Source organism: Thermostichus sp. OS-CIW-20 (assembly GCF_054061455.1).
The window spans coordinates 36,232-61,093 of sequence record NZ_JBSSEF010000005.1 but is presented as its reverse complement, the minus strand read 5'-3'; the positions used below and the strand labels follow the sequence as shown (position 1 = coordinate 61,093).

At 60.0% G+C, this 24,862-nt stretch carries 25 protein-coding genes, 1 pseudogene and 1 riboswitch; of the genes and pseudogenes, 15 read left to right on the top strand and 11 right to left on the bottom strand.

What is annotated here, in order from left to right; translation table 11 throughout:
• Window positions 1-98: 98 nt before the first annotated feature.
• From ACVWXC_RS03560 to sppA, 5 genes are all read left to right on the top strand, one after another.
• A complete protein-coding gene (locus ACVWXC_RS03560) occupies window positions 99-1,193 on the top strand; it encodes a PIN domain-containing protein (protein ID WP_457391096.1) in 1,095 nt (364 codons plus the stop codon).
• Between the two features lie 53 nt (window positions 1,194-1,246).
• Window positions 1,247-2,968, top strand: coding sequence for a sensor histidine kinase (locus ACVWXC_RS03555; protein WP_011429801.1), 1,722 nt, complete (start codon window positions 1,247-1,249; stop codon window positions 2,966-2,968).
• A 7-nt stretch (window positions 2,969-2,975) separates the two neighbouring features.
• Window positions 2,976-3,815 carry a 16S rRNA (adenine(1518)-N(6)/adenine(1519)-N(6))-dimethyltransferase RsmA gene (gene rsmA, locus ACVWXC_RS03550; protein ID WP_457391099.1) on the top strand — a complete coding sequence of 280 codons (840 nt, stop codon included), beginning with the start codon at window positions 2,976-2,978 and terminating at the stop codon, window positions 3,813-3,815.
• Window positions 3,816-3,863: 48 nt separating this feature from the next.
• The gene (fabG, locus tag ACVWXC_RS03545) at window positions 3,864-4,568 is read left to right on the top strand and encodes a 3-oxoacyl-ACP reductase FabG (RefSeq protein WP_011429803.1); all 705 of its coding nucleotides are present in this window, start codon (window positions 3,864-3,866) and stop codon (window positions 4,566-4,568) included.
• 74 nt (window positions 4,569-4,642) lie between these two features.
• Window positions 4,643-5,449 (top strand): signal peptide peptidase SppA, encoded by an 807-nt coding sequence (gene sppA, locus ACVWXC_RS03540; RefSeq protein WP_457391101.1) that lies wholly within the window; start codon window positions 4,643-4,645, stop codon window positions 5,447-5,449.
• Between the two features lie 147 nt (window positions 5,450-5,596).
• On the opposite strand, the gene raf1 is transcribed toward sppA, so the two are convergent.
• Window positions 5,597-6,694 carry a RuBisCO accumulation factor 1 gene (gene raf1 / locus ACVWXC_RS03535; RefSeq protein WP_041438181.1) on the bottom strand — a complete coding sequence of 366 codons (1,098 nt, stop codon included), beginning with the start codon at window positions 6,692-6,694 and terminating at the stop codon, window positions 5,597-5,599.
• A gap of 781 nt (window positions 6,695-7,475) precedes the next feature.
• Window positions 7,476-7,916, bottom strand: coding sequence for a DUF4278 domain-containing protein (locus ACVWXC_RS03530; RefSeq protein WP_011429807.1), 441 nt, complete (start codon window positions 7,914-7,916; stop codon window positions 7,476-7,478).
• 89 nt (window positions 7,917-8,005) lie between these two features.
• Window positions 8,006-8,097: riboswitch (Glutamine riboswitch) on the bottom strand.
• Window positions 8,098-8,352: 255 nt separating this feature from the next.
• Here ACVWXC_RS03530 and ACVWXC_RS03525 point away from each other — a divergent pair.
• Window positions 8,353-10,251, top strand: a complete 1,899-nt coding sequence (locus ACVWXC_RS03525; protein ID WP_099812303.1) for a cation:proton antiporter — start codon at window positions 8,353-8,355, stop codon at window positions 10,249-10,251.
• A 27-nt stretch (window positions 10,252-10,278) separates the two neighbouring features.
• On the opposite strand, the gene ACVWXC_RS03520 is transcribed toward ACVWXC_RS03525, so the two are convergent.
• On the bottom strand, window positions 10,279-11,643 hold the full coding sequence (locus ACVWXC_RS03520; RefSeq protein WP_011429809.1) for a CRTAC1 family protein: 1,365 nt from the start codon (window positions 11,641-11,643) through the stop codon (window positions 10,279-10,281).
• 88 nt (window positions 11,644-11,731) lie between these two features.
• On the opposite strand from ACVWXC_RS03520, the gene rpsT reads away from it, so the two are divergent.
• Window positions 11,732-12,034, top strand: coding sequence for a 30S ribosomal protein S20 (rpsT, locus tag ACVWXC_RS03515; protein WP_099812302.1), 303 nt, complete (start codon window positions 11,732-11,734; stop codon window positions 12,032-12,034).
• 272 nt (window positions 12,035-12,306) lie between these two features.
• On the opposite strand, the pseudogene ACVWXC_RS03510 reads toward rpsT, so the two are convergent.
• A pseudogene (locus ACVWXC_RS03510) lies at window positions 12,307-12,523 on the bottom strand (RNA-guided endonuclease TnpB family protein); the annotation flags it as partial.
• A 95-nt stretch (window positions 12,524-12,618) separates the two neighbouring features.
• On the opposite strand from ACVWXC_RS03510, the gene ACVWXC_RS03505 reads away from it, so the two are divergent.
• Window positions 12,619-12,816 carry a hypothetical protein gene (locus ACVWXC_RS03505; RefSeq protein WP_143597040.1) on the top strand — a complete coding sequence of 66 codons (198 nt, stop codon included), beginning with the start codon at window positions 12,619-12,621 and terminating at the stop codon, window positions 12,814-12,816.
• Between the two features lie 294 nt (window positions 12,817-13,110).
• Window positions 13,111-13,374: a sulfiredoxin gene (locus ACVWXC_RS03500; RefSeq protein ID WP_011429811.1), complete on the top strand. Its 264-nt coding sequence runs from the start codon at window positions 13,111-13,113 to the stop codon at window positions 13,372-13,374.
• A 21-nt stretch (window positions 13,375-13,395) separates the two neighbouring features.
• Here the strand turns inward: ACVWXC_RS03500 and ACVWXC_RS03495 are convergent, their stop codons facing one another.
• The 4 genes from ACVWXC_RS03495 to ACVWXC_RS03480 all read right to left on the bottom strand — a co-directional run bounded on the left by ACVWXC_RS03495 (window position 13,396) and on the right by ACVWXC_RS03480 (window position 16,617).
• Entirely contained in the window at window positions 13,396-14,067 is a 672-nt protein-coding gene (locus tag ACVWXC_RS03495; RefSeq protein WP_011429812.1) for a response regulator transcription factor, read from the bottom strand.
• Window positions 14,068-14,250: 183 nt separating this feature from the next.
• Window positions 14,251-15,039 (bottom strand): ABC transporter permease, encoded by a 789-nt coding sequence (locus tag ACVWXC_RS03490; protein WP_011429813.1) that lies wholly within the window; start codon window positions 15,037-15,039, stop codon window positions 14,251-14,253.
• Window positions 15,036-15,794 carry a uroporphyrinogen-III C-methyltransferase gene (gene cobA, locus ACVWXC_RS03485; RefSeq protein WP_457391108.1) on the bottom strand — a complete coding sequence of 253 codons (759 nt, stop codon included), beginning with the start codon at window positions 15,792-15,794 and terminating at the stop codon, window positions 15,036-15,038. The genes ACVWXC_RS03490 and cobA overlap by 4 nt, the downstream gene beginning before the upstream one ends.
• A 67-nt stretch (window positions 15,795-15,861) precedes the next feature.
• Window positions 15,862-16,617: a sirohydrochlorin chelatase gene (locus ACVWXC_RS03480; protein WP_041438185.1), complete on the bottom strand. Its 756-nt coding sequence runs from the start codon at window positions 16,615-16,617 to the stop codon at window positions 15,862-15,864.
• 142 nt (window positions 16,618-16,759) lie between these two features.
• On the opposite strand from ACVWXC_RS03480, the gene ACVWXC_RS03475 reads away from it, so the two are divergent.
• The 4 genes from ACVWXC_RS03475 to ACVWXC_RS03460 all read left to right on the top strand — a co-directional run bounded on the left by ACVWXC_RS03475 (window position 16,760) and on the right by ACVWXC_RS03460 (window position 20,757).
• Complete coding sequence (locus ACVWXC_RS03475) at window positions 16,760-17,713, top strand: asparaginase (RefSeq protein WP_457391110.1); 954 nt, start codon at window positions 16,760-16,762, stop codon at window positions 17,711-17,713.
• Window positions 17,714-18,287: 574 nt separating this feature from the next.
• Window positions 18,288-18,557: a hypothetical protein gene (locus tag ACVWXC_RS03470; protein ID WP_238376915.1), complete on the top strand. Its 270-nt coding sequence runs from the start codon at window positions 18,288-18,290 to the stop codon at window positions 18,555-18,557.
• On the top strand, window positions 18,554-19,504 hold the full coding sequence (locus ACVWXC_RS03465) for a hypothetical protein (RefSeq protein WP_457391112.1): 951 nt from the start codon (window positions 18,554-18,556) through the stop codon (window positions 19,502-19,504). The genes ACVWXC_RS03470 and ACVWXC_RS03465 overlap by 4 nt, the downstream gene beginning before the upstream one ends.
• On the top strand, window positions 19,477-20,757 hold the full coding sequence (locus ACVWXC_RS03460; RefSeq protein WP_457391114.1) for a BREX system ATP-binding domain-containing protein: 1,281 nt from the start codon (window positions 19,477-19,479) through the stop codon (window positions 20,755-20,757). The genes ACVWXC_RS03465 and ACVWXC_RS03460 overlap by 28 nt, the downstream gene beginning before the upstream one ends.
• Before the next feature lie 33 nt (window positions 20,758-20,790).
• Here the strand turns inward: ACVWXC_RS03460 and ACVWXC_RS03455 are convergent, their stop codons facing one another.
• Together ACVWXC_RS03455 and ACVWXC_RS03450 are read right to left on the bottom strand one after the other, a co-directional pair.
• On the bottom strand, window positions 20,791-21,471 hold the full coding sequence (locus ACVWXC_RS03455; RefSeq protein ID WP_457391116.1) for a DUF3318 domain-containing protein: 681 nt from the start codon (window positions 21,469-21,471) through the stop codon (window positions 20,791-20,793).
• A gap of 175 nt (window positions 21,472-21,646) precedes the next feature.
• Window positions 21,647-22,138: a YajQ family cyclic di-GMP-binding protein gene (locus ACVWXC_RS03450; protein ID WP_099884135.1), complete on the bottom strand. Its 492-nt coding sequence runs from the start codon at window positions 22,136-22,138 to the stop codon at window positions 21,647-21,649.
• Window positions 22,139-22,256: 118 nt separating this feature from the next.
• Here ACVWXC_RS03450 and ACVWXC_RS03445 point away from each other — a divergent pair, with 118 nt between their 5' ends.
• Both ACVWXC_RS03445 and ACVWXC_RS03440 read left to right on the top strand, forming a co-directional pair.
• Complete coding sequence (locus ACVWXC_RS03445; RefSeq protein ID WP_011429821.1) at window positions 22,257-23,099, top strand: SDR family oxidoreductase; 843 nt, start codon at window positions 22,257-22,259, stop codon at window positions 23,097-23,099.
• A gap of 112 nt (window positions 23,100-23,211) precedes the next feature.
• Window positions 23,212-23,574 carry an FHA domain-containing protein gene (locus tag ACVWXC_RS03440; RefSeq protein WP_011429822.1) on the top strand — a complete coding sequence of 121 codons (363 nt, stop codon included), beginning with the start codon at window positions 23,212-23,214 and terminating at the stop codon, window positions 23,572-23,574.
• On the opposite strand, the gene ACVWXC_RS03435 is transcribed toward ACVWXC_RS03440, so the two are convergent.
• Window positions 23,571-24,836 carry a lipopolysaccharide biosynthesis protein gene (locus ACVWXC_RS03435; protein WP_457391118.1) on the bottom strand — a complete coding sequence of 422 codons (1,266 nt, stop codon included), beginning with the start codon at window positions 24,834-24,836 and terminating at the stop codon, window positions 23,571-23,573. The genes ACVWXC_RS03440 and ACVWXC_RS03435 overlap by 4 nt on opposite strands.
• Between the last annotated feature and the right edge of the window lie 26 nt (window positions 24,837-24,862).

Sequence of the window (24,862 nt, the reverse complement as noted above, 5' to 3'; positions counted from 1 at the left end):
GATCCCTCTCTTCAGCCAGAAGACTAGAATAGGACTCAGATTTGCCTGTTGCGAGCAGCAGACCCAAGCCTATTCTGAGCAGGGGCGCTTCCTTCGCCATGTTAGATGTCTTACTGATTGTGATCTTCATGTTGGCCGGGGCGGGTCTTGGATTCTACGGCCTGGATCTGCTCCCTCCTGCCGCCATTCAGGGGGCCAATGTGGAGGGGGCGCGCGTGGTTACCAGCGGCTTTGGTGTCCTAGCGGGTTTGGCTTTTGGATCCTTGGTGCGCTGGGGCTACCGCCGCTTCGAGGCCAATGTACGCTCGCTGCCGCCGGATGTGTTGATCAGCCGCTCGGTGGGGTTGGTGATCGGCCTGGTGATTGCCAACTTGGCCATGGTTCCTGTCTATTTGTTGCCCCTGCCTCAGCAGCTCAATAGCTTTATCGAGCCGCTGGCCTCCGTCTTTTTTAGCTTGTCCTTTGCCTACTTGGGGGTGAGTTTGGCCGATACCCATGGCCCTGCGCTCTTGCGCCTGTTCAACCCCAACTACGCCCTGCAGGCGGCCGCAGAGGGCAGTGTGGTGGCGGCCAGCCCCAAGGTTTTGGACACCAGCTCCATCATCGACGGGCGCGTGGCCCAGTTGATCGAGACAGGCTTTTTGGAGGGAACGCTGGTGATCCCTCGCTTTGTTATCGCGGAGCTGCAAACCATCGCCGACAAAGCCGATCCGCAAAAACGGGAGCGAGGCCGCAGAGGGTTGGATACGCTGCAAGCCCTGCGCCAGGCCTATCCCGACCGCTTTGTGATTCACGAAGCCAACTACCCGGATCTGGCCACCGTGGACGAGAAGCTGGTGCGCCTGGCCCAGAATGTGGGGGGAACGCTGGTGACCACCGATTACAACCTGAAGAAGGTGGCCACACTGCAGGGGATCAAGGTGCTCAACGTGAACGAGCTGGCCGAAGCCTTGCGGCCCATCTACATTGCCGGCGACAGCTTCGATATCAAGATCACCCGCGAAGGGAAGGAGCCGGGCCAGGGGGTTGGCTATCTGGAGGATGGCACGATGGTGGTGGTGGAAGAGGGACAGCGCTCTCTGGGCAAGACTCGCTCGGTTGTGGTGACCAGCGCCATTCAAACCTCGGCGGGCCGGATGCTCTTCGCCCGCCTCAACAAGGACTCCAGCCCAGCTTCCTCTGCGAAAACCTGAGGCTTCAGGCCGAAGAGCTTTGTTTTCCCGACGCAATGATGGCCTCTCCCCCAATGGGCGTCCTCCAACCGGATCTGATTTTCTACACCCAGGATCGCCAGCAGCGTTTCTGGAGTTTTTATTGGGAGGGTGCTGAGAACTACGCCATCTACCCGCAGCAGATCCTGAGCGGACAGCAAAGCTGGGAGGTGGCCAATGCGGAGGAGTACGAAGCCAAGCTCAGGCAGGTGTTTGCGAGCGGGGATCCCTTGCAGCATCAGTGTCAGGTGATTTCTCCCCGCTACAAGTTGCACTTGCATCTTTGCCTCAACCCGGTGCGGGACATGGAGGGGGAGGTGGTGGCCGTGTCGGTAGTGGGCAAGGTGTTGGGGGCGACGCCTTTCAACTTGGCCGGCGGAGCCGGCAGCCCCCCTGCCCAGCGCCATCCCCTCCTGACCGAGCCGGTGCCGGGGATCACGGCGCAGTTGCTGCGCAACATCGGCCACTCCCTCGGCATCCGCGAGCTGTGCCAGCAGACGGTGGAGCAGTTGGGCCAGTTGTTCGGGGCGGATCGCTGCCTGCTGGCCCTCTACGAAATGGGGCAGGACTCCCTCACAGTCAATGCTGAGTACCGCCGCAACCCGGGGGATCCCTCGCTGTTGAACCAGACCTTGCGTCTGGCGGATCACCCGCCTCTGCTGCAAGCCCTTCGTCAAGAAGAGCCGGTGGTGATGGGACGCCATCTGGCCATCGCCATGTCTTACCGGGGCTATGCCAACAGCCTGCTCTGGCTGGAAGTGTTGCCCCCCAACGAAGCCCCCCTCTGGCAGGCCGGCCACCTTCAGGTGCTGCAGAGCATCGCCACCTACCTGGGCACCGCCATTGCCCACGCCATTTTGCTGGATCAAAGTCGCCAACTGGCCACTCGCCTGCAGTTGGCCAACCAGACACTGCGCCAGAAAAACAAAGAGCTGGAGCAGGCCCGCGCCCAAGCAGAATCGGCCAACCAACTGAAAAGTCAATTCTTGGCCAATACTTCCCATGAGCTGCGCACCCCTCTCAACGGGATCATCGGCTTTATTAGGCTGGTGCTGGACGGGATGGCCGAAAGCCGAGAAGAGGAGCTGGACTTTTTGCAGGAGGCCTACCGCTCGGCCCTGCACCTGTTGGCCTTGATCAACGACGTGCTGGACATCGCCAAGATCGAGGCGGGCAAAATGCAGTTGCAGTTTGAGCCCTGCGACCTGCGCGCCTTGTTCAAGGATGTGGAGGCCAAAACCGGCCTGCAGGCCAAACAGAAGGGATTGCAACTTAGCTTCCACCTGCCCCCCACGCCGGATCGGATTTGGCTGTACGGAGATTACCAACGCCTGCTGCAGGTGATGCTCAATCTGGTGGGCAATGCCATCAAGTTCACCCCCAAAGGCTCGGTGACGGTACGAGCCGACCTCCTTCCCGGCGACCCGGGGATGGCCCGCATCCGCGTCATCGATACCGGGATCGGCGTGTCGCTGGAAAAGCAGCAGAAGCTGTTTCAGGCCTTCACCCAGGTGGATGGCTCCACCACCCGCCAGTACGGCGGCACCGGCTTGGGCCTAGCCATCAGCCAACGGCTGGTGGAGGCAATGGGGGGAGAGATCAACTTCTATAGCCTGGGCGAAGGGCTGGGATCCACCGTCACTTTTACCGTGCCCCTCTACCGCCAGCCGCTCCCAGGGGGGGAGGCGAGCCCAGCTCAAGAAGGCCCCCCAGAGGCTACGAATCCCAACCTAATGCCCTATCCGGCCCAGTGCTGATCCACCGATGCCCTATCCCCGCAAACGGTTCGGCCAGCATTGGCTTAAGGATCCCGCGGTTCATGAGGCGATTGTGCGGGCCGCCCAGTTGCCGCCTCCTCAGAGGGATCCTGCGTGGGTTCTGGAGATCGGCCCCGGCACCGGGCAGTTGACGCAGCGGTTGCTGGCCCAGGGCGTACATGTGGTGGCGGTAGAGATCGATCGGGATCTGTGTCGGCTGCTGCAAAAGCGCTTCGCCGACCAACCCCGCTTTCACTTGGTGGAAGGAGATTTTCTTCGCCTGCCGCTGCCGCCTCAGCCCCGCCTGCTGGTGGCCAATATCCCCTATAACCTCACTGGCCCAATTTTGGAGAAAGTGTTGGGATGCCCGGCCCAGCCGGTGAGGCAGTTTGAGCGCATCGTCTTGATGGTGCAAAAAGAGCTGGCCGAGCGCCTGCAGGCCGGCCCTGGCAGCAAAGCCTACGGCGCTCTGAGTGTACGGGTGCGCTACTTGGCCGAGTGCGAGCTCATCTGCCGCGTGCCCCCCAGCGCCTTCCGGCCTCCTCCCCAAGTGGAATCGGCAGTGGTTCGCCTCACTCCCCGCCCCGCCCCCACCCCCGCCCGCGATCCCCGCTGGTTCTCCCAACTGGTTTGCCAGGGCTTCTCCGCCCGCCGCAAGCAACTTGTCAATGCTCTGGGAGGCCTCGTGGATCGCCAGACCGTGGCCGCCGCTCTGGCTCAGCTCCGCCTCAGCCCCACGGCCCGTGCCGAAGAGCTGGATCTGCCCGATTGGCTGGCCCTGAGCGATCTGCTGCTGGAGCAGACACCTAGGATGGCTGCCGTTTCCGGCGAGGGAAAACCGCGGTAGGGTGAGAGGAAGTCCTCAAGGGTTTTTCACCAGACCCCAAAACAACCTATGCTCAACAACCAAGGCAGACAGATCCTTGTAACTGGCGGTACCGGTGGGCTCGGGTTGGGAGTAACCCCCGTGCTCCTGGACACAGGGGCAGAGTTGACCTTGACCTACCGCCAAGAGGAGGAGTTGGCTGTTTTGCGGCAGCGCCTGCCGGCCAATAGCCTGGATCAGGTGCGCTTTGTGCAGGTGGATTTGCTGAACGAAGCCGCTGTGGCACGGCTCATCGACGATCTGCCCCGCGTCGATGGTTTGGTGCACCTGGTGGGCGGCTTTGCCATGGGCCCCACTCACGAGTACAGCCTAGAAGATTGGCGGCGCGATTTTGACCTCAACCTCACCACCACCTTCCTGGCCTGTAAGCACAGCCTGCGCAAGATGTGGCAACAGGGTTATGGACGGATCGTGACGGTGGCCTCCCGAGGGGCGGTAGAGCCGGGATCCCAACTGGCCGCCTACTGTGCTTCCAAAGCGGGGGTGGTGGCCCTGACCCGCACCATTGCCGCCGAAACCAAAGGCACCGACATCACCGCCAACGTCATCCTGCCCAGCATCATCGACACGCCGGCCAACCGGGCTGCCATGGGCTCCGAGCAGGCGGAGCTGTGGGTAAAGCCCGAGTCGATCGGGCAGGTGATCGCCTTTTTGGTCTCGGAAGCGGCGCGGGATCTGAGAGGGGCGGCGATCCCGGTGTACGGCAATGTCTGAGCTGCTTGGTTGACCGCGCCCCCAGACGGCCTTCATGATACGAGGGTAGAGGCTTATTTTCGTGCCGTTTTCCTATGCTGAAGCGATGGTTCTTGGGGGGCTGGCGTCAGCAAATTGGCCGCATTGAGGTAACAGGGGTGATCGATGGCAGAACCCGAGAGCGGGTTCTCAAAGCCTTGCAAGAGGTGGAAGAAAGACAGATCCCTGCCGTGGTGTTGCGCATCGAGAGCCCCGGTGGGACAGTGGCAGACTCCCAGGAAATCTACAATGCCCTCTCGCGTCTGCGGGAACGCAAGGGCACGCGCATTGTGGCCAGCTTTGGCAACATCGCTGCCTCTGGAGGGGTTTACATTGCCATGGGAGCCGAGAAAATTGTCAGCAACCCCGGCACCATCACCGGCAGCATCGGCGTCATTATCCGCGGCAACAATCTCGAACGGCTGCTGGACAAGATAGGGATTTCCTTTAAGGTCATCAAGTCCGGCCCCTACAAGGATATCCTTTCCTTTGACCGCGAGCTGACCCCAGAAGAGCGCAACATCCTCCAAGAGTTGATCGACATCACCTACGACCAATTTGTGCAAACCGTTGCTGCCGCTCGCCGGCTAAGCGTGAATGTGGTCAAAACCTTTGCCGATGGCCGCATTTTCAGCGGCGAACAAGCTCTGCACCTGGGCGTGGTGGATCGCCTGGGCACAGAAGAGGATGCCCGCCTCTGGGCCGCGGAGCTGTCAGGGTTGCCGCCCGATGCGAAGTTCTGCGATCTGCTCCCACGGCGCAGGGGTTGGGCCCGCTTGCTACCGGCGGCAGAGGCATTGGCGCGTCTGCAATTTGAGGTAAGCACCTCAGGCCTGCCCCTGTGGCTCTACACCGGTTCTTGAGAGACGGCCTCCACAACTGTGAGGATTGGTTCTCCCGCCCCCAACCCTTATGCCGGCATAAGAGAGCAGTTGGGAAGCAAAGCCAGAAGCCGCTTTGCCACCTGCTCCTGGCCGGGGGCTTGCGGCGGTGCGTCTGGCTGGCCGGAGTTACTCCTCTATTTGCCAGGGATCCTGCGCCAACTCCTCGTCGAAGATGCGGGGGGGACGCACCGCCATCAGCACTTGGCCCAGCAGGGGAGAGGGGGGCGAATCCTCTATCCACTCCACCGCCACAGCTCCCCCTCGATCCACCAGGAAAACCCCTGCCCTCCCTTCCCAGGTGCGAACGGCGCGATCCGCCACCAGCAAAATCGGATCCTGTTCTTCTTCAGGGGCCACCGGCCAGCCCAACAGGGATCCCAGCAAACCATTGTCCACCTGCAGGGCGACTGGGTCGGCGGCCCTTTGAATGGCCGGCCAAGCGGGCAAGGCCATCCACGTCTGCCCAGCCACGCTGGTGACCCAACCAAAAAGGCCTTGAGGCTCAACGGCAGGGATCTGCTCCCAGGTGGCGGTAGAAAGAGGCAGGGATCCGGCCACCGGCAGCAGACGGGGCAGATCCTCTTCCGGGCGAAACACCGAAAGCCTGGGCAACGGCTTGCGCTGGGGTTGGGAGCCGGGAGCCAACGTCGACAAGAGCCGCTCAACCTGTTGGCGGGCTGTTTCGCTGTGGGCATACTGAAAGGCGCGGCCAATGGCCCGGGTTCGCTCCTGGAGATCGCGGGTTTCCTGGGCAGTTTTCCAGGCTTGGTAAGCCACCGCATCGCCGGGGTGATCCGTGAACCCTTCCGGGAGCTGCCGCAGTTGGGCATAGTTTTTCACAGCCCGGGCGATCTCGTGGGCCTCATCGGCACCCAGGTTGCGGCTGACAACCAGCTCCGCCACCCGGACGCGATCCTGAGGCGAGAGGATGCGCAACTCGTAGAGAATATCGCTGCCTTTGTGGGCAAAGTGCTCCAAAACGGCTGAGCTGGCTCCTGCTTTCGCCATTCCTTCGTAAACCTGGGCGGCGACAACGATCTGGTTTTGGTGGGCGGGCTCAAACCCGGTCGCCTCGAAGATGGCCTGGGGAGTCATTTTCTGTCGTTGCAAGCTTTGGCAGGCCTTTGCCCAATCCAGCCACCCCCCCTCTTTGCGCTGCAGCCGGCCCATCAACAGGCTGGGATCCTCCTCCGGGGCAGTGGGTTCCGGCAAATGCTGACTCATGGCCAGGCTTCCTCCGCAACGACAATAGCCCAAAATGAACGCATACAGAACCAACCCATCCAATACAGTAAACTACCCCATGGCTATAGCTTGCTTCCGCGAAGCGGTAGCCGGGGGCTTTGGGAAATCCTGTAGCCGGCAAGCCAGCCGCGGATCCCTGGGCTGGTTGATAAGGGCAGCCTCAAATAACATAGGCCTACGGCCCACTAACGCGGGGGGCAGCGTTGGAGCTCGCATCCCCTTCCCGCCCACGTGCAAGAGTGACCCCGCAACCGCTGGCCAACCTGCAAACACAAAAGGATAGCTCGGTAGCCTCGTACTTTAGGGCGGGGCGGAAAAGCCCGTAGGCAACTTGAGTTGCTCATAATGGTATCGTTGTTACCGAGGCGTGCCGTTCCCAGGCAAGCACCTCATCACGATGAAAAACTCGACCGGTGGCCAGCGTCTGGGAGATGCCAACGTCTCAGCCAACCTGCAAGGACTCTGCCCCCTGACGCGATCAGAAAAGTCAGCAGAACCTTGGGGCCTTGCCTCAAGGAACTGTCTAGCTAGAGGCGCTTTGGCAGCGCCTTTACGAGCCCGTTTGTGAACTACGTTAAGCATCCCCCGCCTTCCGGCGGAGGGAGTGTCAATTGCTCTCGGCGCTCTCTCGGCACTCGCCCTCCGTCACCTGAATTCGATGAAGTAGCCGCGCCTTTTCCCCTCCCCTGACCCCCCATCCAGATCCAAAGGGATCCCTCTCCCGCCATACCAGAAGATGAACTGGGGTGGGCAAAGCAAACTAGCTCATGCTGACCCGGCTGCGGTCATAGGTGAGACGGAAGGTGGGATGCACCTTTCCTTGGATGCGGTTCCAGAAGTTGCGCACATTGGCCTGCAGGCCAACCCGCTCCGTGCCACGCACCAACATGGCTTGCTGACGAACCCGAATCGCCCGTTGGTGGCCCATCATCAGGCGGCGAGCCAGCTCATCCAGAACGTGAGAACGGCCAGGAGCAGGTGCCTCGGCTGTCTGAACGGTTTGAGCCGGCGCTGCAGCAGCTTCGGAACGATAGGCCGCGCCCCGATAGAGCAGGTCAAGCTTGGTGGGCAAAACCACCGGCTTGCTCAGGTGGCGAAATCGCCAGTCCAGCCCCCGATAGCGACCCCCCACTTTGCCCGGAGAAACAGTCACCGTCGCCGGCGAGTGGGTGTAACCAACGCCACGGTAAGAGAGTTCCATGATCTTCGCCTCCAAACGTATATGGTCTGTATCCACTTCACTTCCTGAGGAGTGACCCGAGATGTCCCGTGGACAGTCCCAAGGGTTAAGGCGCGTTCCTTCGGGATAGCTCCCTACTTCCGTCCTCCGGCTGCCGTCTTGCTCCACGATAAGCCAAACAGCAGGCGAGAGGATGAACGATTTCTTTCTACATTTTGTATTATAAGCTACGGTTTTGAGGTATTGCCACCAACTTTTAACGAAAATTTCCACTGATCCTCCCTTTGGCTGGCCAAGAACCCAGCCTGAATGAGGCGGGATCCCCTGCGGGAGCCGGTTTGCAGCGCTTTGGGTTGGGCCCAGCCTTCCACTCTGTCCGCAGGGCCGAAGAAAGCATTATCGTGGAAGAATCCTCAGGATTGGCTACAAAAGTTCATACTCCTGGTGGGGTGTCTCTGTGCAGGAAGACTTTCGCCTGATTCTGGACATCGTGACAGTGTTGGCGGCAGCGGCGGCGGGTGGTTTTCTGGCAGCGCTGCTGAGGCAGCCGGTGTTGCTTGGGTACCTGCTGGCAGGGATCCTGGTGGGACCAACGGGGCTGGGGTGGATCAAGGAGTTGGTGCAGGTGGAAACCCTGGCCCAGTTTGGGGTGACCTTTTTGCTGTTCAGCCTGGGAGTGGAGTTTTCCCTCAAAGAGTTGCGCCAGGTGCGGGGGATCGCCATTGGCGGCGGCGCTTTGCAGATCGGCCTGACCATCGCGATCACGGCGGCGCTGGCAGTGGCCAGCGGCTGGCTGACGCCGGTGCAGGGGATCTTCCTGGGGGCAGTGCTCTCTTTGTCTTCCACAGCGGTGGTGCTCAAAAGCCTCACCGAGACCAACCAGATGGGCACGCCCCAGGCTCACGCCATGCTGGGGATCTTGATTGTGCAGGATCTGGCGGTGGGGCTGATGCTAGCGGTGTTGCCGGCTTTGGATTGTCCTTTGCCGGAGCTGGCGGGATCCCTGGCCAAGGCGCTGGCGGAGATTGGCCTGGTGGGGCTGGGGGCGGTGGTGGGCGGGATGTGGCTGGTGCCCGCTTTCCTGCGCCTTTTGGCGCAGCAGGAGAGCAAGGAGGTGTTTTTGTTGGGGGTGATCAGCCTCTGCGTGGGGATTGCCCTGTTGACAGAGCGGCTGGGCATTTCCAGCGAGATCGGGGCCTTCCTGGCCGGGCTGATGATCTCAGAAGTGGAATACGCCGACCAGACCCTGGCCTATGTGGAGCCGCTGCGGGATGTGTTTGCCGCCCTCTTTTTTGCCGCCATCGGCATGCTCATCGATCCCAGCTTTATCGCTGCCCACCTGCCCTTAATCTTAGGGTTAGTGGGGCTGGTGATGGTGGGCAAGTTTTGCCTGGTGGCCCCTTTGGCCGGTCTGTTCGGCTACCCGCTCCCCTCAGCGGTGTTGGTGGGGCTGGGCCTCTCGCAGATCGGCGAGTTCTCCTTTGTCCTGGCCAGCGAAGGGCAAGCGCTGGGGCTGGTGTCGCGGCAACTGTATTTGCTCGTCGTCAGCACCACCGCCGTTACCCTGCTGGTCACTCCCCTTCTGCTCAGGGGCGCGCCGCGGCTGCTGGCAAAATTACAAGGGATCCCTTTCTTTGCCCGTTGGCTGGAAGCGAGCGAGCGGCCCCGCGCCCTGTCCCCCGACGCTCCCCAACAGGATCACGTGGTGGTGTGCGGCTATGGACAGGTGGGGCAGGACATCGTGCGCATCCTGGAAGCCCGTCGCCATCCCGTCTTGGTGATCGACCAGTCGGAACGGGTCATCCAACACCTGCGCTCCCGTGGGATCCCCTATCTCTACGGCAATGCCGCCAGCGCCCCGGTGCTGGAGAAAGCTGGCCTGCCCCGCGCCCGCGCCCTGGTGATCGCCCTGCCGGATCGCCTGAGCATGCGCCTTTGCCTGAAACGGGCGCTGGAACTGGCGCCCCACCTGGATGTGGTGGTGCGGGCCACCCATGAAGAGGACATCGAACAGCTCTATCAGTTGGGGGCCAGGGAAGTCGTCCACCCGGAATTTGAGGCCAGCCTGGGCTTGTGCAGCCATGTGCTGCTGAAGCTGGACGAGCCCCTGGAGGTCATCCAGCAGGAGATTCTGGCCATCCGCAGCAGCCACTACCGCGATTTGCGCCCTCCTTACCCCAGTTGTCTGATCCCCACCCCCGTGAGTTGGCCGGCGCAGCCCCCATCCCCGCCGCTCCTCGGCCATGCCAACGGCAGCCGCGACAGCGGCCCACCCGAGCCTGCGACCGCCTGGTGGGAGCACTGGCAGCGCCCTGTACAGCCGGAATGGGCAGGGATCTCGGGCTCGGCTGAGTAGATAGAGACAAAACCCCTCTCAGGGGAGCTAACCAGGATAGGGGATCCGCAGGAGCTGGTTGACCGGTGGGTGAGCCACCTGCACCTGTTTGCCGTCCGGCCACTGGATCTGGATGGCTTCTACTGCCGACTCGGATCCCAGGCCAAAATGGGCCACCGGCTCCATCTGGCAGAGGTAGCCGCTGCCGGCGTCGATGGGTCGGATCTGCGTGCGGGTAGAGGTAACCAGGCGTACCAAGGCGCCGCGGGCTGGGGATCCCTGGCGGGTGAGGGGCAGAACTCTCAGCCAGTTGTTGCCAGGGGCCAGCGGACGGTAGAAGCTCAGGGGCTGGGCGCCCGATTCTCCGTGGGCAACGAGCAGCTCTAGGCAACCGTCCCCATCCACATCCGCCACCGCCGCTCCCGTCCCCAGTCCCTGCGGCTCGACAGCATCTCCCATGTCGATAGCCTGCCAGCAGCCGGAGCGCCAGCCAAACAGCCGGTTGGGCTCGCCGATGTTGTTAAAAAACAGCTCTGGGTAACCGTCGTTGTCGAAGTCGGCAGCGATCACCGTGCGGATGCGGGAGGGCCTGGCCAGCTCGGGAGGGGCCACATTTTTGAAGACGCCGCTGGAAGTTTGGATCCAGAGGCGATGCGGCCCTTCCCAGTTGCCGTACACCAGATCCAACCGCCCGTCCCCATCCAGATCCACCGCTGCCACCCCCCGTCCGTGCTCGCCGGGATCCGCCAACCCCACCTCGGCGGCAATTTCCTCAAAGGTGCCATCCCCGCGGTTGCGAAACAAAAAGTTGGGCCCCTGCTCGTTGACGGCAAAAATGTCCATCCGCTGGGAAACCAGGGGCACGGCCACCAGCCCCCGCCCTCCCGTTACCCGGTTTACCCCCGCCTCTGGCGCCACATCGGCGATCATCTGGCCGGCGGACAGCTCGTAAAGGCGCATGGGGCCGCCATAGTTGGCCACGAAAAACCCGTACCGCCCCTGGCCAAAGCGATCCACGCAGGCCACCGAGCGACCTGCCGTCAAGTTGAGGGCATCTTGGTTGTGGGGCAGAGAGAACAGATCCACCCAACGGGATCCCTGCCAGTCGAAGAGGCGATCCCCAAAGCGCTTGCGCCCGCCGAAGGTATCAGTATTCAAGACGTAGAGTTCTTCTTGCCCGTCGCCGTCGAAGTCGCCGGCAGCCACCCCAATGGCCATCCGCCCTGCATCGGCCAGAGTATCGTCCACCAAATCCACCAGCGCCTGGCCGTTCCACTTCAAAACCCGATTCGGGCCGCGGAAGCCGCACACAAACAGCTCAAAAGCCCCGTCCCGATCCACATCGCAAATGGCAACTCCATAGGAAAAAGCAGGCGGGTTGAACTGGATGAGGGAGCTGCAATCTTGGAACATGGGGATCCCGTCGTAGGAGAGGCAGGAACTGGTGGGGCTCCAGACTCTAATGGTATGCTAGATCCTCGCTGTCGCTTCCCTTTCAACCATGCCACGCATCAAATCTGCCATCAAGCGCGTCAAGATTGCGGAGCGAAATCGCCTGCGCAACAAAGCTACCAAAGCCATGGTGCGCGCGCTGATGAAAAAAGTCATTTCTCTCTCCTCTGCTTACGCCGCCAACCCCCAACCGGAAACCCTGCAGGAGATTCAAGCGGCGATGAGCGCTGCCTTTAGCCGCATCGACAAAGCGGCCAAAACAGGGGTTCTCCACAAAAACACAGCCGCCCGTCGGAAGGCGCGTTTGTCTCGGATTGTGCAACGATCCCTGGCCGCCACAAGTGCCTCCTAAGACAGGGTCTTGGACGGGCAGGGCCCAAAGGTCTCTACTGCTGCCCCGGAAGCAAGCTTGAGCATTTGCTTACCGAGCTTTTGTTTGACACTCCCACCCAGGGGATTCTTACGCAGCCCAAAATGAACTCGTAAAGGCGCTGTCAAGACGCCCCCAGACAGTCTTTTGAGGCATAACCTCAAAGTTCTGCTTGCTTCGGATCTGTCTGGTTGCGCCGCTGTTGGTTGACACGCTTCTGGATCCCCCGCCCCCACACCCCCCGTATACGGGGGGATGGACCTACATACCTGCACAGCCAAGTTGCTGGACAGCCCAAACCGTGCATGGATTTCGCGGTCGCTCAGAGACTGAAGCTGAAGAGCGTTGGTTATCTTCTCTGGCGTGTTTTGGTTGGCAGGCCTGGGCAAAGGCATCCAAAGTTGCATCCAGCTTTGTGGCTTGCGAGGCAGATACCTTGAGCTTGCAGAAGACAGTCAGGACTTGGGTCATGCAGGTTATATTAGGCGCTATCCCTCCCCACCGTATAGACGATGGGGAATCCCGCGCGTTTTCTTGAAATAGAACTGACCGCGCGGCCACTGTCGGTGGCGGAAGCAATGCGGGAAATCCGGGATCCTGTATCGGCCATGGCCCAGAAGCTGCCGATGCTTTTGGCCGTAGAGGTGCCCAGGGGAGATTCTACTGTCTCAGAGTCGGGGGATTTCTCCTGGGAAGCGATCAACACCGCCGCTTCCCCACCCTGCCGGGCTACCGCTGGAGTGGAAGGTTCCAGCGTGGGCTGAGAGGCTTCTGCTGGGCAGGTGAAAGATGACTGCGGCGGCCTCTTGCCAGGGGAGGTTTGTGGGGCCTTGCCTGTCCTGACGGCAGGGGGTACGGGAGGAGCCTTGCCGGCGATCTTTCCCCATAAAGCCTGGAGGAGTTGCCACATGGCTAAGTTGGCTCCTGAGCGAAAGGGCAGCGAGGGATGGTGCTATCCTGCCATGCTCTGACCTGAGAATCCACCCCCTCTGCAAGCCTTGCTAGAGCAAAGTCATAACGAGTATGATTAAGGAGCTTACCTAGGGAGAGAATTCACCATGGCGCAAATTCGCGAGATTCCCTTGGCCCAAATTCGTCGCCCCTTGCCGCGGCAGACGGATCCGGAGAAGGTGCGGGCACTGATGGCTTCCATCGAAGCAATCGGGCTGCAGGAGCCGATCGAGGTTTTGGAAGTGGAGGGAGAGTACTACGGGTTCTCGGGCTGCCACCGCTACGAGGCATTTGTCCGCTTGGGTAGGGAGCGGATTCCTTGCCGGGTGCGCAAGGCAACGCCTGCCGTCTTAAGACTCCACCTAGCCTAGAAGGGATCCCTCTCTCCCAACCTATTTTTTGTCGCTCGACTCTTCCCGGGGGATGTAGCCCCGTTCGTAGGCAAAGCGCACCAGTTGGGAGCGATTTTCCAGAGAGAGCTTGCTGAGAATGTTGGTCAAGTGGGTCTGCACGGTACGCGGACTGATGAACAGCTTCTCGCCAATTTGCTTGTTGGTGAGGCCGCGGATCACTTCCCGGAACACCCGCTCTTCGGCAGGGGTGAGGGGGAGATCTGCCAAGGTGGGACGGGGGGCAGCTTCAGCTTTGGCCTGGGTCTGCTGCTGGATTAGGCGCAGAATCTCCAACTGGGTGCGGCGGGCTCGTTCGATTTGCGCCTCGATCTTGGCCACCAGCTCCAGCGGCTCGAAGGGCTTGATGATGTAGTCGTCGGCTCCCCACTCGTAGCCCTGAACGCGGTCATCCAGCTCGCTGCGAGAGGAGAGGAAGATGAAAGGAACGAGTTCGCCGCCCCGCTGTTGGCGCAGTTGGCGGCAAAACTCGAAGCCATCCATTTCCGGCATCACCACATCCGATACCACCACATCCGGCTGCTCTTGGGCAAACAGGCGCAACCCTTCTACACCCGAAGCGCCTGTACAAACCCGATAGCCGTGCTGGGTGAGGTGGCGGCTCAGCACCTTTAAGGAGAGGGGATCGTCATCTACGACCAATACGCGCTTCATGATGACCGGGGAGAGGCTGTTGAGGAATGGTTGAGGCGTAACAGAGGGATGACTTGAGGGCAGTGTTCAACCCTTGCCGCAAGATTGAAGTTTAGACAGGGATACTGGCAGTCAACTATAGATAGATCCTTGCCCCATGATAGTTTCGGAAGCGGTCTGGCTGCCGGCTCAGGCGGACTGGGCCTAAGCTCCCATCCCGGAGTAGTGTTGCAAACCCTTGCGCCACAGCCAGCGGTTGACCAGCCAAAACAGAACCAGCCAGGCCAGGCCCATGGCAAAACCGCGCGGGATATCTTGCGGGATCCCCACCCAGAGGCTGGCGGGAAAATGCACCAAGTAGGGAAAGGGCGTCCAGGCCAAGGCCTGACGCACCGCCGGCGGAAACACCTCCAGAGGGGCGATCACCCCTGAGAGAAATAGGTACACCAAAAAGTGGAATTGCTCCAAGGCCGATATTCGCTCCACCCAAAAGGCCAGCAGCGCCAGGGTGTACTGCATGAGAAAGCGCAGGGCAAACGCCAACAAAATGGCCAGGGATCCCAGCGCCACTTGTTGCCAAGACGGGATCCAAAAAGCGCGGGGGTAGAGCAGGAAAAAGAGGGCAATCAAAGCCACGGTAAAGGGGAGGCGGGCCAGGCGTTCCATCAGGTGGCTGGCCACATGGTGCCAAGCGGGATCCAGAGGCTGCAACAGAAGGGGCGAGAGTCTTCCCTCCACCACCTCCCGCTCAAAGTCCCAGATTACCCAGATGATGCTGAACTGGCGCACCAGGAACACGGCCAGGAAATAGCGGATGAACTCTAGGGAAGACAGCGAGAAATCTCCTGAACGGGCCGCCTCGCTCCAGAGCCCCATCATGATCAAGGGCAGGGATCCGGCCAAGGCCCACAGGAGCAGCTCCGCCCGGTACTCCAGCATGTAGGCGTAGTAGGCGGCAAAGAGCGCGCTCAGCTTGCGAAAAAAGGCGTTCATTGAGGTTCTAAAGGGGCAAGGGGGTACAAGGTGGGCAACAGGCTGGCCAAATTGACCACCGCCCCCACCACGACAATGGCGGGCGGCGCCGCAGGCGAGGGCTGACCGGCCAGAGACTCCAAACGGAGCAGATGAATCTCTTGCTCCGGGGTGGTGCCCCAGCGGATCAAGGCGACTGGGGTAGCGGGATCTTTTCCTCCCGCTAACAATTCGGCAGCGATGTAGCCGAGGTTGTGCATGCCCATGTAGATCACCAAGGTTTCTACGGCCTCGGCTAGGGCACGCCAATTGACCTGGGGGCGGTATTTGCCTGCCGCCTCGTGGCCAGTAACAAAAGCAACCGAGGAGCTGAGGTCGCGATGGGTGAGGGGGATCCCGGCATAGGCGCTGGCGGCCATGCCCGCTGTAATTCCCGGCACCACCTCCACCGGGATCCCGGCCTGCACCAGGGCCAGCATCTCCTCTCCCCCCCGCCCAAACATGAAGGGATCCCCGCCCTTGAGGCGCACCACCACGGCTGCCGTCTGGGCTTTCTCGATCAGCAAGGCGGTGATCTGTTCCTGAGGAAGGGTGTGGGCGCCGCAGTGTTTGCCGGCGTAGATCCGCTCTGCTGTGGGCGGGATCAAATCCAAAATGGGGGATCCCACCAGGGCATCGTAGATGACCACGTCCGCATGGGCGAGCAGGGCCTTGCCCTTCACCGTCAGCAGTCCCGGATCCCCAGGTCCTGCCCCCACCAGATACACTTTGCCCATCTCGAGTCCCAATGGTTTTCCGGAGATATCTATTCTGCTGGAACAGGACAGTTTTGACCAACCAACTCTACTTCCAGGTCAGACAGGCCGTCTGCAGGGTCTCCTGAATGGCCTGCACCAGTTGGGGATCCCGCCAGAGGGGCGGCTCCACCGTGATCTGCAACAAGGGCCATTCTCGCTGCAGCCGCTGAGCCTGTTCCTGTAAAGCGCGCAGCAGACCGCCCGGAAAGAGAAAAAACGGCAGCACCCGCAGGCGATACTGGCCGAGGCGCAGGCAATGGATTACGGCCGCTTCCAGTGTGGGGGGCTGGGCGGCAAAAGCCACATGCAAGCGGATTCCGGGCAAGCGCTGTTCCAGAGCTTGGATCCCGGCCTGGAGCTGGGCGGCAAATCCCGGCAGGCGGCTGCCATGGCCAAACAGGATCCAGCCGTGGGTCAGTTCCCCCAACCGCTGCGCCGCTGCCACCCGCGCTGCCACCAGATCAAGCAGGGCTGGATGCTGGCCAATCGGCGGTGTCAACAGCAGCTTCAGGTGCGGCCAGCGAGCTTGAACCTGCTCCAGGGCAGCCGGCAAGTCCTCCTCCACATGGGATCCCCCGCCCATAAACAGCGACAGCAGCACCACCGGCCCCTCCAGGCGGGCTGTCAGGTGTCTGTGAATCTGCTCCGCCAGGCTCAGAGGCTGACCTTCCAACTGGGCCAGCTCCACCGGTTGAGGAGCCAGCCGCTGCCGCACCCGGGCCAGCAAATCCGCCGCCGCTTGCTGGTATTCGGGATCCCGGCTGCCGTGACAAACCAAAAACACCAGCGGGGCTGAGGACATGGCAGCAGTCAGGGATCCAGACGCAACTGTTCTATTTTGCTACTTGGAAAGGTTCCGGCAACGTCTCGCGCCGCATCTGCGCGTATGATTTGATAAAGTACACACCTCCTTTTCAGACTCGTCGGCCCTTTCCCAGGATTTCATGTCATTTGAGAATCGTTCTACCACCCCCGAACTGTTGATCCATGTCTTGCGGGAGGGGTTGACCGAATCCATCCATCATTGCCAAGCGGTCGTGGCCGATAGCCGCGGGCGATCCCTGGCCATGGCCGGCAAGAGCACCACCCCTGTTTTTGCCCGTTCTGCGCTCAAACCCTTCCAAGCGCTGGCCATGCTCTCCACCGGCATCCGCGAGCGCTATCGCCTCAGCGAGAAAGACATCGCCATTATGTGCGCCTCCCATCAGGGCACCACGGCCCATGCGCGGCAGGTGTTCAGCATGCTCTGGCGGGCCGATCTGTCTCCCGATTTGCTGGTCTGCCCCACCCCACCCGGCAAGCCCAGCCCCCTCTGCCACAACTGCTCCGGCAAACATGCCGGCATGCTCCTGGCCAGCCGCGCTCAGAACTGGACTCTGCAGGACTACGCCCAGCGGCAACACCCCGTCCAGGCCCTGGTGCGGGCCAAGTTGGCCGACTTGTTGCAAATGCCCTCAGAAGAGTTTTTGTTTGCTCGTGACGACTGTGGCGTGCCCACCTACCAGCTACAACTCAACCACCTGGCTTCCCTATATGCCCAACTGACCGCCGGCGAGCGGCCGGACTTGGAGGCCATCGCCCGCGCCATGACCCACCACCCCGAAATGGTGGCTGGTGAGGGATGTTTCGACACCGAATTGATGCGGGCCACCCAGGGAGAGTTGGTCAGCAAGTCCGGCGCCGAAGGGATCCAGTGCATCGGGCGCGTCGGAGAGGGGATGGGCCTGGCCATCAAGGTACAAGACGGGGCCGCGCGGGCCAAATATGCCCTGGCCCTGCACCTGCTGCAGCGTATGGGCTGGATTCAGCCTGCTGCTGCCGAAATGTTAGGGGAGCGCTTCCTCTCCATTGGCCCTTACACCCGCCTTGAGGTGGAAGGGGAACTGCGTATGCCTTGAAGAGCCGGAGGTGGGAAGGCCTTGCACCCAAACTCTTGGTGATGCTAGTTTTCTAGAAGAAAAGGCCCAAAAACTAATGATTGAAGCCCTCTTCAAGACTCTTGACGACGAGCTAGGCAAGCTATTTGCCCTGACTAAGAAAGCAAAGGAGACCGCAGGGAAAGCCCAAGTCGCTTGTAAAGGAGGGCAAGTTCCAGCCCTGAGCCGCCAGCTACAAGGCTGTAGCTCTGTCCTCAGCGAGGCTCTTTCCCAGGTGGAGACGGTAAGACAAGCCCTTGAACAAACCCAGCAGGTTTTGGAGAGAACTTCTCTTGAAGAACTTGCTAGCGAGGTAGGAGAACGAGTCGGCCAGCCTTGGCTGCCTACGGAAAGCCCCCATGTCTTTGTAGCTTTCCCCGCCTTAGTGCGCTTTTCCAGGGAGGGAGTGCGCATAGATCGCAAGCTTCTACGCTCTCAACGGCCCAGTGCCATTGCAGAGAAGATTCTCCGAGCAAGAATGACCAAAGGGAAAGAAACTAATCCAGAGGTAGTTCTTGAACGCATCTGGAAAGCGGCAAAAATTGCAGCGGGTTACTTGAGAAAGTCAAGCGCAGAGCTGCCTCGTTCTCTTCAAGTACCTGCTCGCGATGTCTTCGAGGTGCTCCACCTCAACAACCCAGACTACACCGAAGTGGAGTTTACGCGGCATCTTTACCTCTTGGATCGAAATGGCACCAACCATGTGGAGGGCTACCGCTTGATCTTCTCCGCGTCTACAGGCACGCGCTCGGGTCGCTACTACCGCATTCGAGACGAAGCTGGGGTGGAGCACGCCTACTATCTTTTGGAGTTTGAGAAGCTATGAGCGAAGAGGGCCAGGGTCGGCTAGAGCCTGATTTGTGGCTGCGCTGTCTGGAAGAAGACTACTTGCGTTCTTTTATCCCTGAAGGTGGTGCCACTGTCAAGCTGGCCGTTGTTCCGAAAGATTCCTACTCTTGGGTGCGGAAAGCGCTGCTGGAAAAGCTTAACCAGTATTCCTTTCATATTTTTGATTTGACAGAGGAGTGCTTAAAGCTGCATTCAGTCGAACAGCTTTGGTTTGCCCTTGCTCAGAGAGTAGATTGGGAGACTTTTGCCAAAGATCTGCGCTTCAACATTCTCCAAAAAATTGGATACCCTCCCAGGCTAGATCTGCAGGACTGCACTTTAGAGCAGTTGGCCGAATTCTATCAGATTGAAGCCCGTGAGATCAAACTAGAGTTTCATCGGGAAATTAAGAGAGGTAGTTTTCTGGATTACTCACTAGCCCTTGACTTTCGCAAAGCCATAGTCCGACTTGTCTACGAACCCCTTCAAAGCCCAGGCACTCTGGAAGGTCTATGCTCTGCAATTCAAGAGTGGCTTAAAGGTACGCTGAGCTCTATCAGCCGGGTGCGTGAAGCGGCTATTTTTCGAAAGATTGACAGGACAAATGCTCGAGAGATTCTACTTTCTTTCTTAAGACTATTTACACGACGATCCGGCTTAGTAGCAGTCCTTGTCAGCTTGCTTCACTACTACGAGCGGACCCCCAGTGGACGCCCTAACTTTACCAGTCGACAAATCCTTGAGCTCTACGAGACTTTGCGTGAGTTTATCGATGCGGAGAGTGAACTAGAAAAAACTGTGTTAATTTTCTTAGCTCCTCCAGAGTTTATTGAATCTGAGCGTCTGTCTTATCATAGATATCGAGCTTTGCAAACTCGAATTGAGAATGAGGTTTCTTCTCTTCAAAAGCCTAATCCATGCACAGCTATGGTGCAGCTTCTATGAATGTAGCGATTGCAGCTAGGCGGGCCATTGAAGCCCTACGAAATGGCGTTCCTAACCGGTTCGCAGTTGCAGAACTTGGCTCTTGGCAGTGTCAGATTGAGGAGCGTTTTCAAGAGCTGTGCAAGGGTGCTAGTTCAGGCCCTGCAGGAATGCTGATAAAGGGGGATTTTGGGACAGGCAAGTCCCATCTTCTACTAACCCTGCAGGAGCGAGCAAGGAAGAATAATTTTGCCACCTCCCTAGTTGTCGTCTCCAAAGAGTTGCCCCTCGGTAACCCCAATCGCCTGATTCCCCGCCTCCTTGCCCAGGTCGAGCTCCCTGACATGGTTGAGCGTGGGATCCAAGGCATGGCAGCCCGGCTACAGTACTCCTCGCCTTCTTTACAGTACTCCTCGCCTTCTTTCCAGAAGTTCCAGCTTTGGGTTAACCAGTGGCAGTTTGGGTCAGGCTGGTGGCCGGCCACCTTGGCTCTGTACCAAAGGTTAGGAGGCGATGACGAGAAGCTAGACGCCATTGTCCGCTTTTGGGCTGGTGAGCCCACTCTGAAGTCCTCAGAGGTAAGGCGAAGCCTACGGGATCACGGCTTGGCAGGTGCTTATCCCATTGGCAAGCTACCCCCTGCAGAAAGCCTACACTGGCAGCGCCTGGCCTTCTGTGCCCAGCTATGTCGGGCCATAGGGTTTGGGGGCTTGGTGGTTTTGGTGGATGAGATTGAGCTTATTGCCCAGTACAGTCTTCTTCAGCGGGTCAAGTCGTACCGCGTTCTTGGGCACTTGTTTGGTACAACAACCCTGCCTGAAGAAATAAAGAAAGCTCCGCTGGTTTTCGTAGGAGCAGTAACCCGCGATTTCGAGAGGGTCATTCTACAAGAAAAAGGAGATTGGGAGAAAGCACCTAAGATAGCTCTCCAGAAGCATATGTCTGAGGAAGTCGTAAAGGCCGGCATGGAGGCTATTAGCCAAGCTACCCCTCTCAGTTCCTGCTTAGAAGCCCGCGAGGCCATTCAATCCATGTGGCATAGGGTAGCGGATCTCTACCAGAAAGCTTATCCCGATTGGGTACGCCCATCGCTGCCACAGCTTCCTGAGCTCTACAGCACAACCACTGTGCGGTCAATTATTCGCCGCTGGATTACGGAGTGGGATGTGCGTCGGTATTACAGCCCCGATACAGAAATTGTGATTGTAGAAGATGAGGCGATCAAGTCTACCCCAACTGAGGAGCTTCCAGAGTTGGAAGAGGACGAAGAATAAGCCCAGTCAATCCCTAACTAGCTTTGAGAGGCCTCAGCGCTGGAAAGGGTTTTGGAAAGGATTCGGGCTGGAGCTCTGGCCTTTGTTGCGGTACTTGGGGTTGATGGTTAGAGTGCCGGATCCCAGGCCTCGCTGCGCCAAAAACTCCAGGTTGCGGCGGCGCATGGTGGTGTCGTAGTCAGTTTTAACGCGATCTTCGAGGATGGCCACCTGCTGCAGCGCACTTAGCAAAATGGCAGCCGCCTGTTCGGAGGTGTAGCCATTTTGGGAGGCGTAGCGCACGGCAAACTCGTCGGCTGCCACCTGGGCCTTCTGGCCTTTCTCTGCTTTGCGCAAAAGAAACACCGCCGACGCCGCCAAGCCGGCTGCCAAGCCCACGCCCAGGTTATCCCCCATCTGCAACTCCACCAAAATGCCCATGCTGCCGGCCCCGATCAGCGCGGGATACAGCAACAGGGCCGACCAGTTATCCCCCAAGGCCAGCTCGGTGGCCATCACCGCTTCCCGCAAAAAGTAGATCTTTTGTTGGTCAGGGCTCAGCTTCTGCCAGCGGCTGAGGTCAATGGCGAAGCGGGTGTACTTCTGCCAGGGGAAGCGCCAGAGCGGCTGCACAACCCGAGATTGGTCAGGGGTGCCGATCTCGATCTGCACCTCGGGGCGGATCTCCACCGGGAGAAACTGGATCAGGCGATCGAACTCAGAGATAGTGTACATACTGGCACGGCAGAGTCGCGGCTGGAGATGGAGATCATCCCCATAGTAAGGGATCCTAGCTTTTTCTGCAGACTGGTTCCAAGAGAGGCTGTGGCGATGGGATGGCGAGAGCCGGGATCGCTCTGCACCAATCCTTATCATCAACCAGGGATCCCCCCGACTTTGTATCGGCTCTCTATCGGTAATTGACAAATTGGAGCGCCACCGGGTAATCCTGCTGCTTGAGCATTTGAATGACCGCCTGCAGCTCATCTTTGTCTTTGCCGGAAACCCGCACCAGATCCCCTTGAATGGAGGGCTGCACTTTTTTGAAGTTGTCGCGGATTTGTTTGGCAATCTGCTTGGCCAGCGCCGCATCGATGCCCTTTTTCAGCCGAACCACCTGGCGCACCCGGTTGCCGCCGGCACTCTCCGGAGGTTGAAAGTCGAAGATCTTTAGGGAGAGGCCCCGCTTGGCCGCCTTGGTGAGGAGGAGATCGCGAATGGAGTTGAGAGCCATCTCGCTGGCGGTGGTGATGGTCAGGGATCCCTCCTCCAGCTCGATTTCTGTCTGAGTATCCTTGAGGTCATAGCGCTGTTTGATCTCCCGCCGGGCTTGATCCACGGCATTCACCAGTTCCTGCCGGTCGAAGTCGCTGACGATATCGAATGAGTAGGTAGAGGCCATAAACTGTATCTTCGCTACCGCTCCGTATCTTAAGCCCTCAGGCCAAGCAGGGATCCCCAACCCCCAAAGAAGCTACAACAGGTAAAGGGATCCCAGTCCAGATTTGCGGAGAAGCAGGATGGCCGATGTTGTTTTAATTACAGGCGCTTCCGAAGGCATCGGCAGGGCCACGGCCTTTACCTTTGCCCGTGGCGGCTACCGCTTGGCGCTGGCTGCCCGTACCGCCGAAACCCTGAGACAAACCGCCATCGAGCTGGAGCAAAGCCTAAACGCCGAGGTCTTGGCCGTTCCCACCGATGTCACGCAGCCAGAACAGGTGCAAAACCTGGTGGAGAGAACCCTAGAACGCTATGGCCGCATCGATTGCCTGATCAACAACGCCGGCATCTGCCTGAAGGGCCCTTTTTTGCAAACCACCCTGGAACACTGGCAGGCGCTGATGGCGGTCAATTTTTGGGGCTACCTGTACACCATCCGGGCCGTGCTCCCCGATATGCTGAAGCGCAAAAAAGGTCAGATCATCAACGTGGGATCGGTCGGCGGCAAGATGCCCCTGCCCCAAATGAGCGCCTATTGTGCCAGCAAGTACGCGGTCAGTGGGCTGACGGAGGCGCTGCGGCTGGAACTGCAACCCCACGGGATCCAGGTGATCGGCGTCCATCCGGGCATTGTCAGCAGCAATTTTCTCAAGCGAGCCATTTTTTTGGATGAGGGGGGGCCGGAGTCCTCTCCCGATGGCCAATCGCAAGCCTCAGGTGGGAAAGCCCGCGAGCAAATGCAACAGGCGCTGGAGAGTTTTTGGGCCAGCCGGCCAGAAGAAGTGGCCGCAGCCATTTGGGACGCCGCTCGCCAGTCCAAGTCGGAGGTGGTGGTGGGCATGGCCCAATGGGCAGTAGGAGCCTATGCCCTTTTCCCAGAGCTGGTGGGCCCGCTGCTGCAAAGGGCCGCTGGCCGACCTTGAGATTTGGCAGGTCATCTTAGGCGATTCTGCAGCTCTGCCAATTCTGGAGTCGAGCTTCTATTCTATAGTATGGTGCTAAGGTTAGATTCGGGCAGTTGCAGCGGAAGGGATTATGGTTGATTCTGCGCCTTCTCCTCCGAGTGCTCAGCAGCACATCTTGGTCGTGGAGGATCGAGATGGCCGCCGCAGCCAGGTGCTGACCTCTGCGAAATACTTCATTGGTCGCGACCTGGCCAACGACATCTGCCTTAACTCCCAGTACGCCTCCCGCTACCACGCCATGCTGCTGCGCGTTCCTGCTGAGAAGGAGGGAGAGTACTACTACCGCATTCTCGATGGCGATCTGGAGGGTAGGCCCAGCACCAACGGCCTGCTGATCAACGGCCAGAAAATTTCTACCCACCAACTTAAGTCGGGGGATGTCATCAGCTTTGGTCCGGACGCCAAGGCCACCTACATCGTCAAGACCTCCTAGTTCGAGCTGGGTTGGCCTCCCTCTGGAAAGCGCAATTGCTGTCGAATTAGCAGCAGCAAGGCCAGCACCAGCGCCACTTCTGAGAGCAAGGTGGCCGAAGCCGCCCCTCGCCAACCCCACCTCGGGATCCAAACCGCATTCAAAAGCCCGTTGAGCCCCAGAGCCAGCAGTTGCAGGCGGCTGCGGGGCTTTTGCAACCCTGACCCGGTGAGCAGGTGAGACAGCAGCAGGTGGATCCCCTCCAGCAAGATCACCGGGCTAAGCCAGCGCAGGATGAGGGCCGTCTCTTGGTAAGCCGACCCCAGCACCCAAGGGATCCCGTAAGAGCCCAATGCCACCCCCAAGGCGGCCAAACTGCCGTAGCCCGCCACCCAAGGGGAAAGGTGCCAGGCGTAGCGGCAGCCCTGCGGCAGGCTTTTCTGTCCTTGGCGGCACAGCTCGGCAAAGTGGCTGGTGAGCAGAGCGATCATCGGCGTTTGCGAAAAGTTGATCACCCGGTAGGCAGCGCTGTAGAGCCCCCCCGCTGCTGCCGAGGCCAGGCGGGGCAAAAGCAGCTTGTCCAGGTCGGTGAAGGTTTTGGCCGCCGCCAGCCCCACGGCAAAGTCCCAGCCCGCCACCAGCCGTTCCCCCAGATCTCTCCAGGCCAGGGGGGGAGAAGGCTTGCTCCACCGTCCCATCCCCCGCGCCATCAGCAGCAGCACCGCCAGCACCATCAGCCCGTAGAGAATGGCCCATTGGGTTAGGGATCCCCAGCCCAAGGCCACCGCCAGCAGCACAGCCCCCAATCGCCCCAGCGCCATGCCGGTGTCGATGAGGGCCACGCCGGCAACTTGCTCTTGCCCAATCAGGATCCCTCGGTACACCTCAGGAATGGCGATAAACAGCAGGTCGCTGGCCAGCAGGATCCCTACCAGCAGGGGAGAAGTCTCCGTCAGCCAGAGGCTCAGGAGGGGCGCCAACAGCAGCGCCATCCCGCCGCAGCCCAGTCCGGCCAGCCACAGGCTGGGACTGATCTCCGGGGCAACCGCGGCAGATCTCCGGTTGCTTAGGCGCTGGATCAGCAATTCCGATTGGCCCCAGTAGCCAAAGGGGGCAGCTAGGTTGCTGCAGGCCAAAATCGCGGAGAACACTCCAAAAGCTTCCGGCCCCAACAGCCGCGCCAGCAGGATGAAATAGGCCCCGGACAACCCCAGGCGCAGGCCATTGCCCACCATCAGCCAGGCAGCCTGGCGCAGCCGTTGTCGTTGCCCTGCCCTATCCACGCAGCCCTCCTGGACGAAGCTTGCCG

What these genes read in the sequence shown, in the direction of transcription:
- ACVWXC_RS03490 (WP_011429813.1), bottom strand. Translation starts at nt 15,039, where the DNA reads ATGAACGCCTTTTTTCGCAAGCTGAGCGCGCTCTTTGCCGCCTACTAC.
- ACVWXC_RS03445 (WP_011429821.1), top strand. Translation starts at nt 22,257, where the DNA reads ATGGCCGATGTTGTTTTAATTACAGGCGCTTCCGAAGGCATCGGCAGG.
- ACVWXC_RS03530 (WP_011429807.1), bottom strand. Translation starts at nt 7,916, where the DNA reads ATGGAACTCTCTTACCGTGGCGTTGGTTACACCCACTCGCCGGCGACG.
- ACVWXC_RS03480 (WP_041438185.1), bottom strand. Translation starts at nt 16,617, where the DNA reads ATGTCCTCAGCCCCGCTGGTGTTTTTGGTTTGTCACGGCAGCCGGGAT.
- ACVWXC_RS03455 (WP_457391116.1), bottom strand. Translation starts at nt 21,471, where the DNA reads ATGTACACTATCTCTGAGTTCGATCGCCTGATCCAGTTTCTCCCGGTG.
- cobA (WP_457391108.1), bottom strand. Translation starts at nt 15,794, where the DNA reads ATGGGCAAAGTGTATCTGGTGGGGGCAGGACCTGGGGATCCGGGACTG.
- ACVWXC_RS03560 (WP_457391096.1), top strand. Translation starts at nt 99, where the DNA reads ATGTTAGATGTCTTACTGATTGTGATCTTCATGTTGGCCGGGGCGGGT.
- fabG (WP_011429803.1), top strand. Translation starts at nt 3,864, where the DNA reads ATGCTCAACAACCAAGGCAGACAGATCCTTGTAACTGGCGGTACCGGT.
- raf1 (WP_041438181.1), bottom strand. Translation starts at nt 6,694, where the DNA reads ATGAGTCAGCATTTGCCGGAACCCACTGCCCCGGAGGAGGATCCCAGC.
- ACVWXC_RS03460 (WP_457391114.1), top strand. Translation starts at nt 19,477, where the DNA reads ATGCACAGCTATGGTGCAGCTTCTATGAATGTAGCGATTGCAGCTAGG.
- rsmA (WP_457391099.1), top strand. Translation starts at nt 2,976, where the DNA reads ATGCCCTATCCCCGCAAACGGTTCGGCCAGCATTGGCTTAAGGATCCC.
- ACVWXC_RS03555 (WP_011429801.1), top strand. Translation starts at nt 1,247, where the DNA reads ATGGGCGTCCTCCAACCGGATCTGATTTTCTACACCCAGGATCGCCAG.
- ACVWXC_RS03475 (WP_457391110.1), top strand. Translation starts at nt 16,760, where the DNA reads ATGTCATTTGAGAATCGTTCTACCACCCCCGAACTGTTGATCCATGTC.
- sppA (WP_457391101.1), top strand. Translation starts at nt 4,643, where the DNA reads ATGCTGAAGCGATGGTTCTTGGGGGGCTGGCGTCAGCAAATTGGCCGC.
- ACVWXC_RS03495 (WP_011429812.1), bottom strand. Translation starts at nt 14,067, where the DNA reads ATGAAGCGCGTATTGGTCGTAGATGACGATCCCCTCTCCTTAAAGGTG.
- ACVWXC_RS03450 (WP_099884135.1), bottom strand. Translation starts at nt 22,138, where the DNA reads ATGGCCTCTACCTACTCATTCGATATCGTCAGCGACTTCGACCGGCAG.
- ACVWXC_RS03465 (WP_457391112.1), top strand. Translation starts at nt 18,554, where the DNA reads ATGAGCGAAGAGGGCCAGGGTCGGCTAGAGCCTGATTTGTGGCTGCGC.
- rpsT (WP_099812302.1), top strand. Translation starts at nt 11,732, where the DNA reads ATGCCACGCATCAAATCTGCCATCAAGCGCGTCAAGATTGCGGAGCGA.
- ACVWXC_RS03520 (WP_011429809.1), bottom strand. Translation starts at nt 11,643, where the DNA reads ATGTTCCAAGATTGCAGCTCCCTCATCCAGTTCAACCCGCCTGCTTTT.
- ACVWXC_RS03500 (WP_011429811.1), top strand. Translation starts at nt 13,111, where the DNA reads ATGGCGCAAATTCGCGAGATTCCCTTGGCCCAAATTCGTCGCCCCTTG.
- ACVWXC_RS03440 (WP_011429822.1), top strand. Translation starts at nt 23,212, where the DNA reads ATGGTTGATTCTGCGCCTTCTCCTCCGAGTGCTCAGCAGCACATCTTG.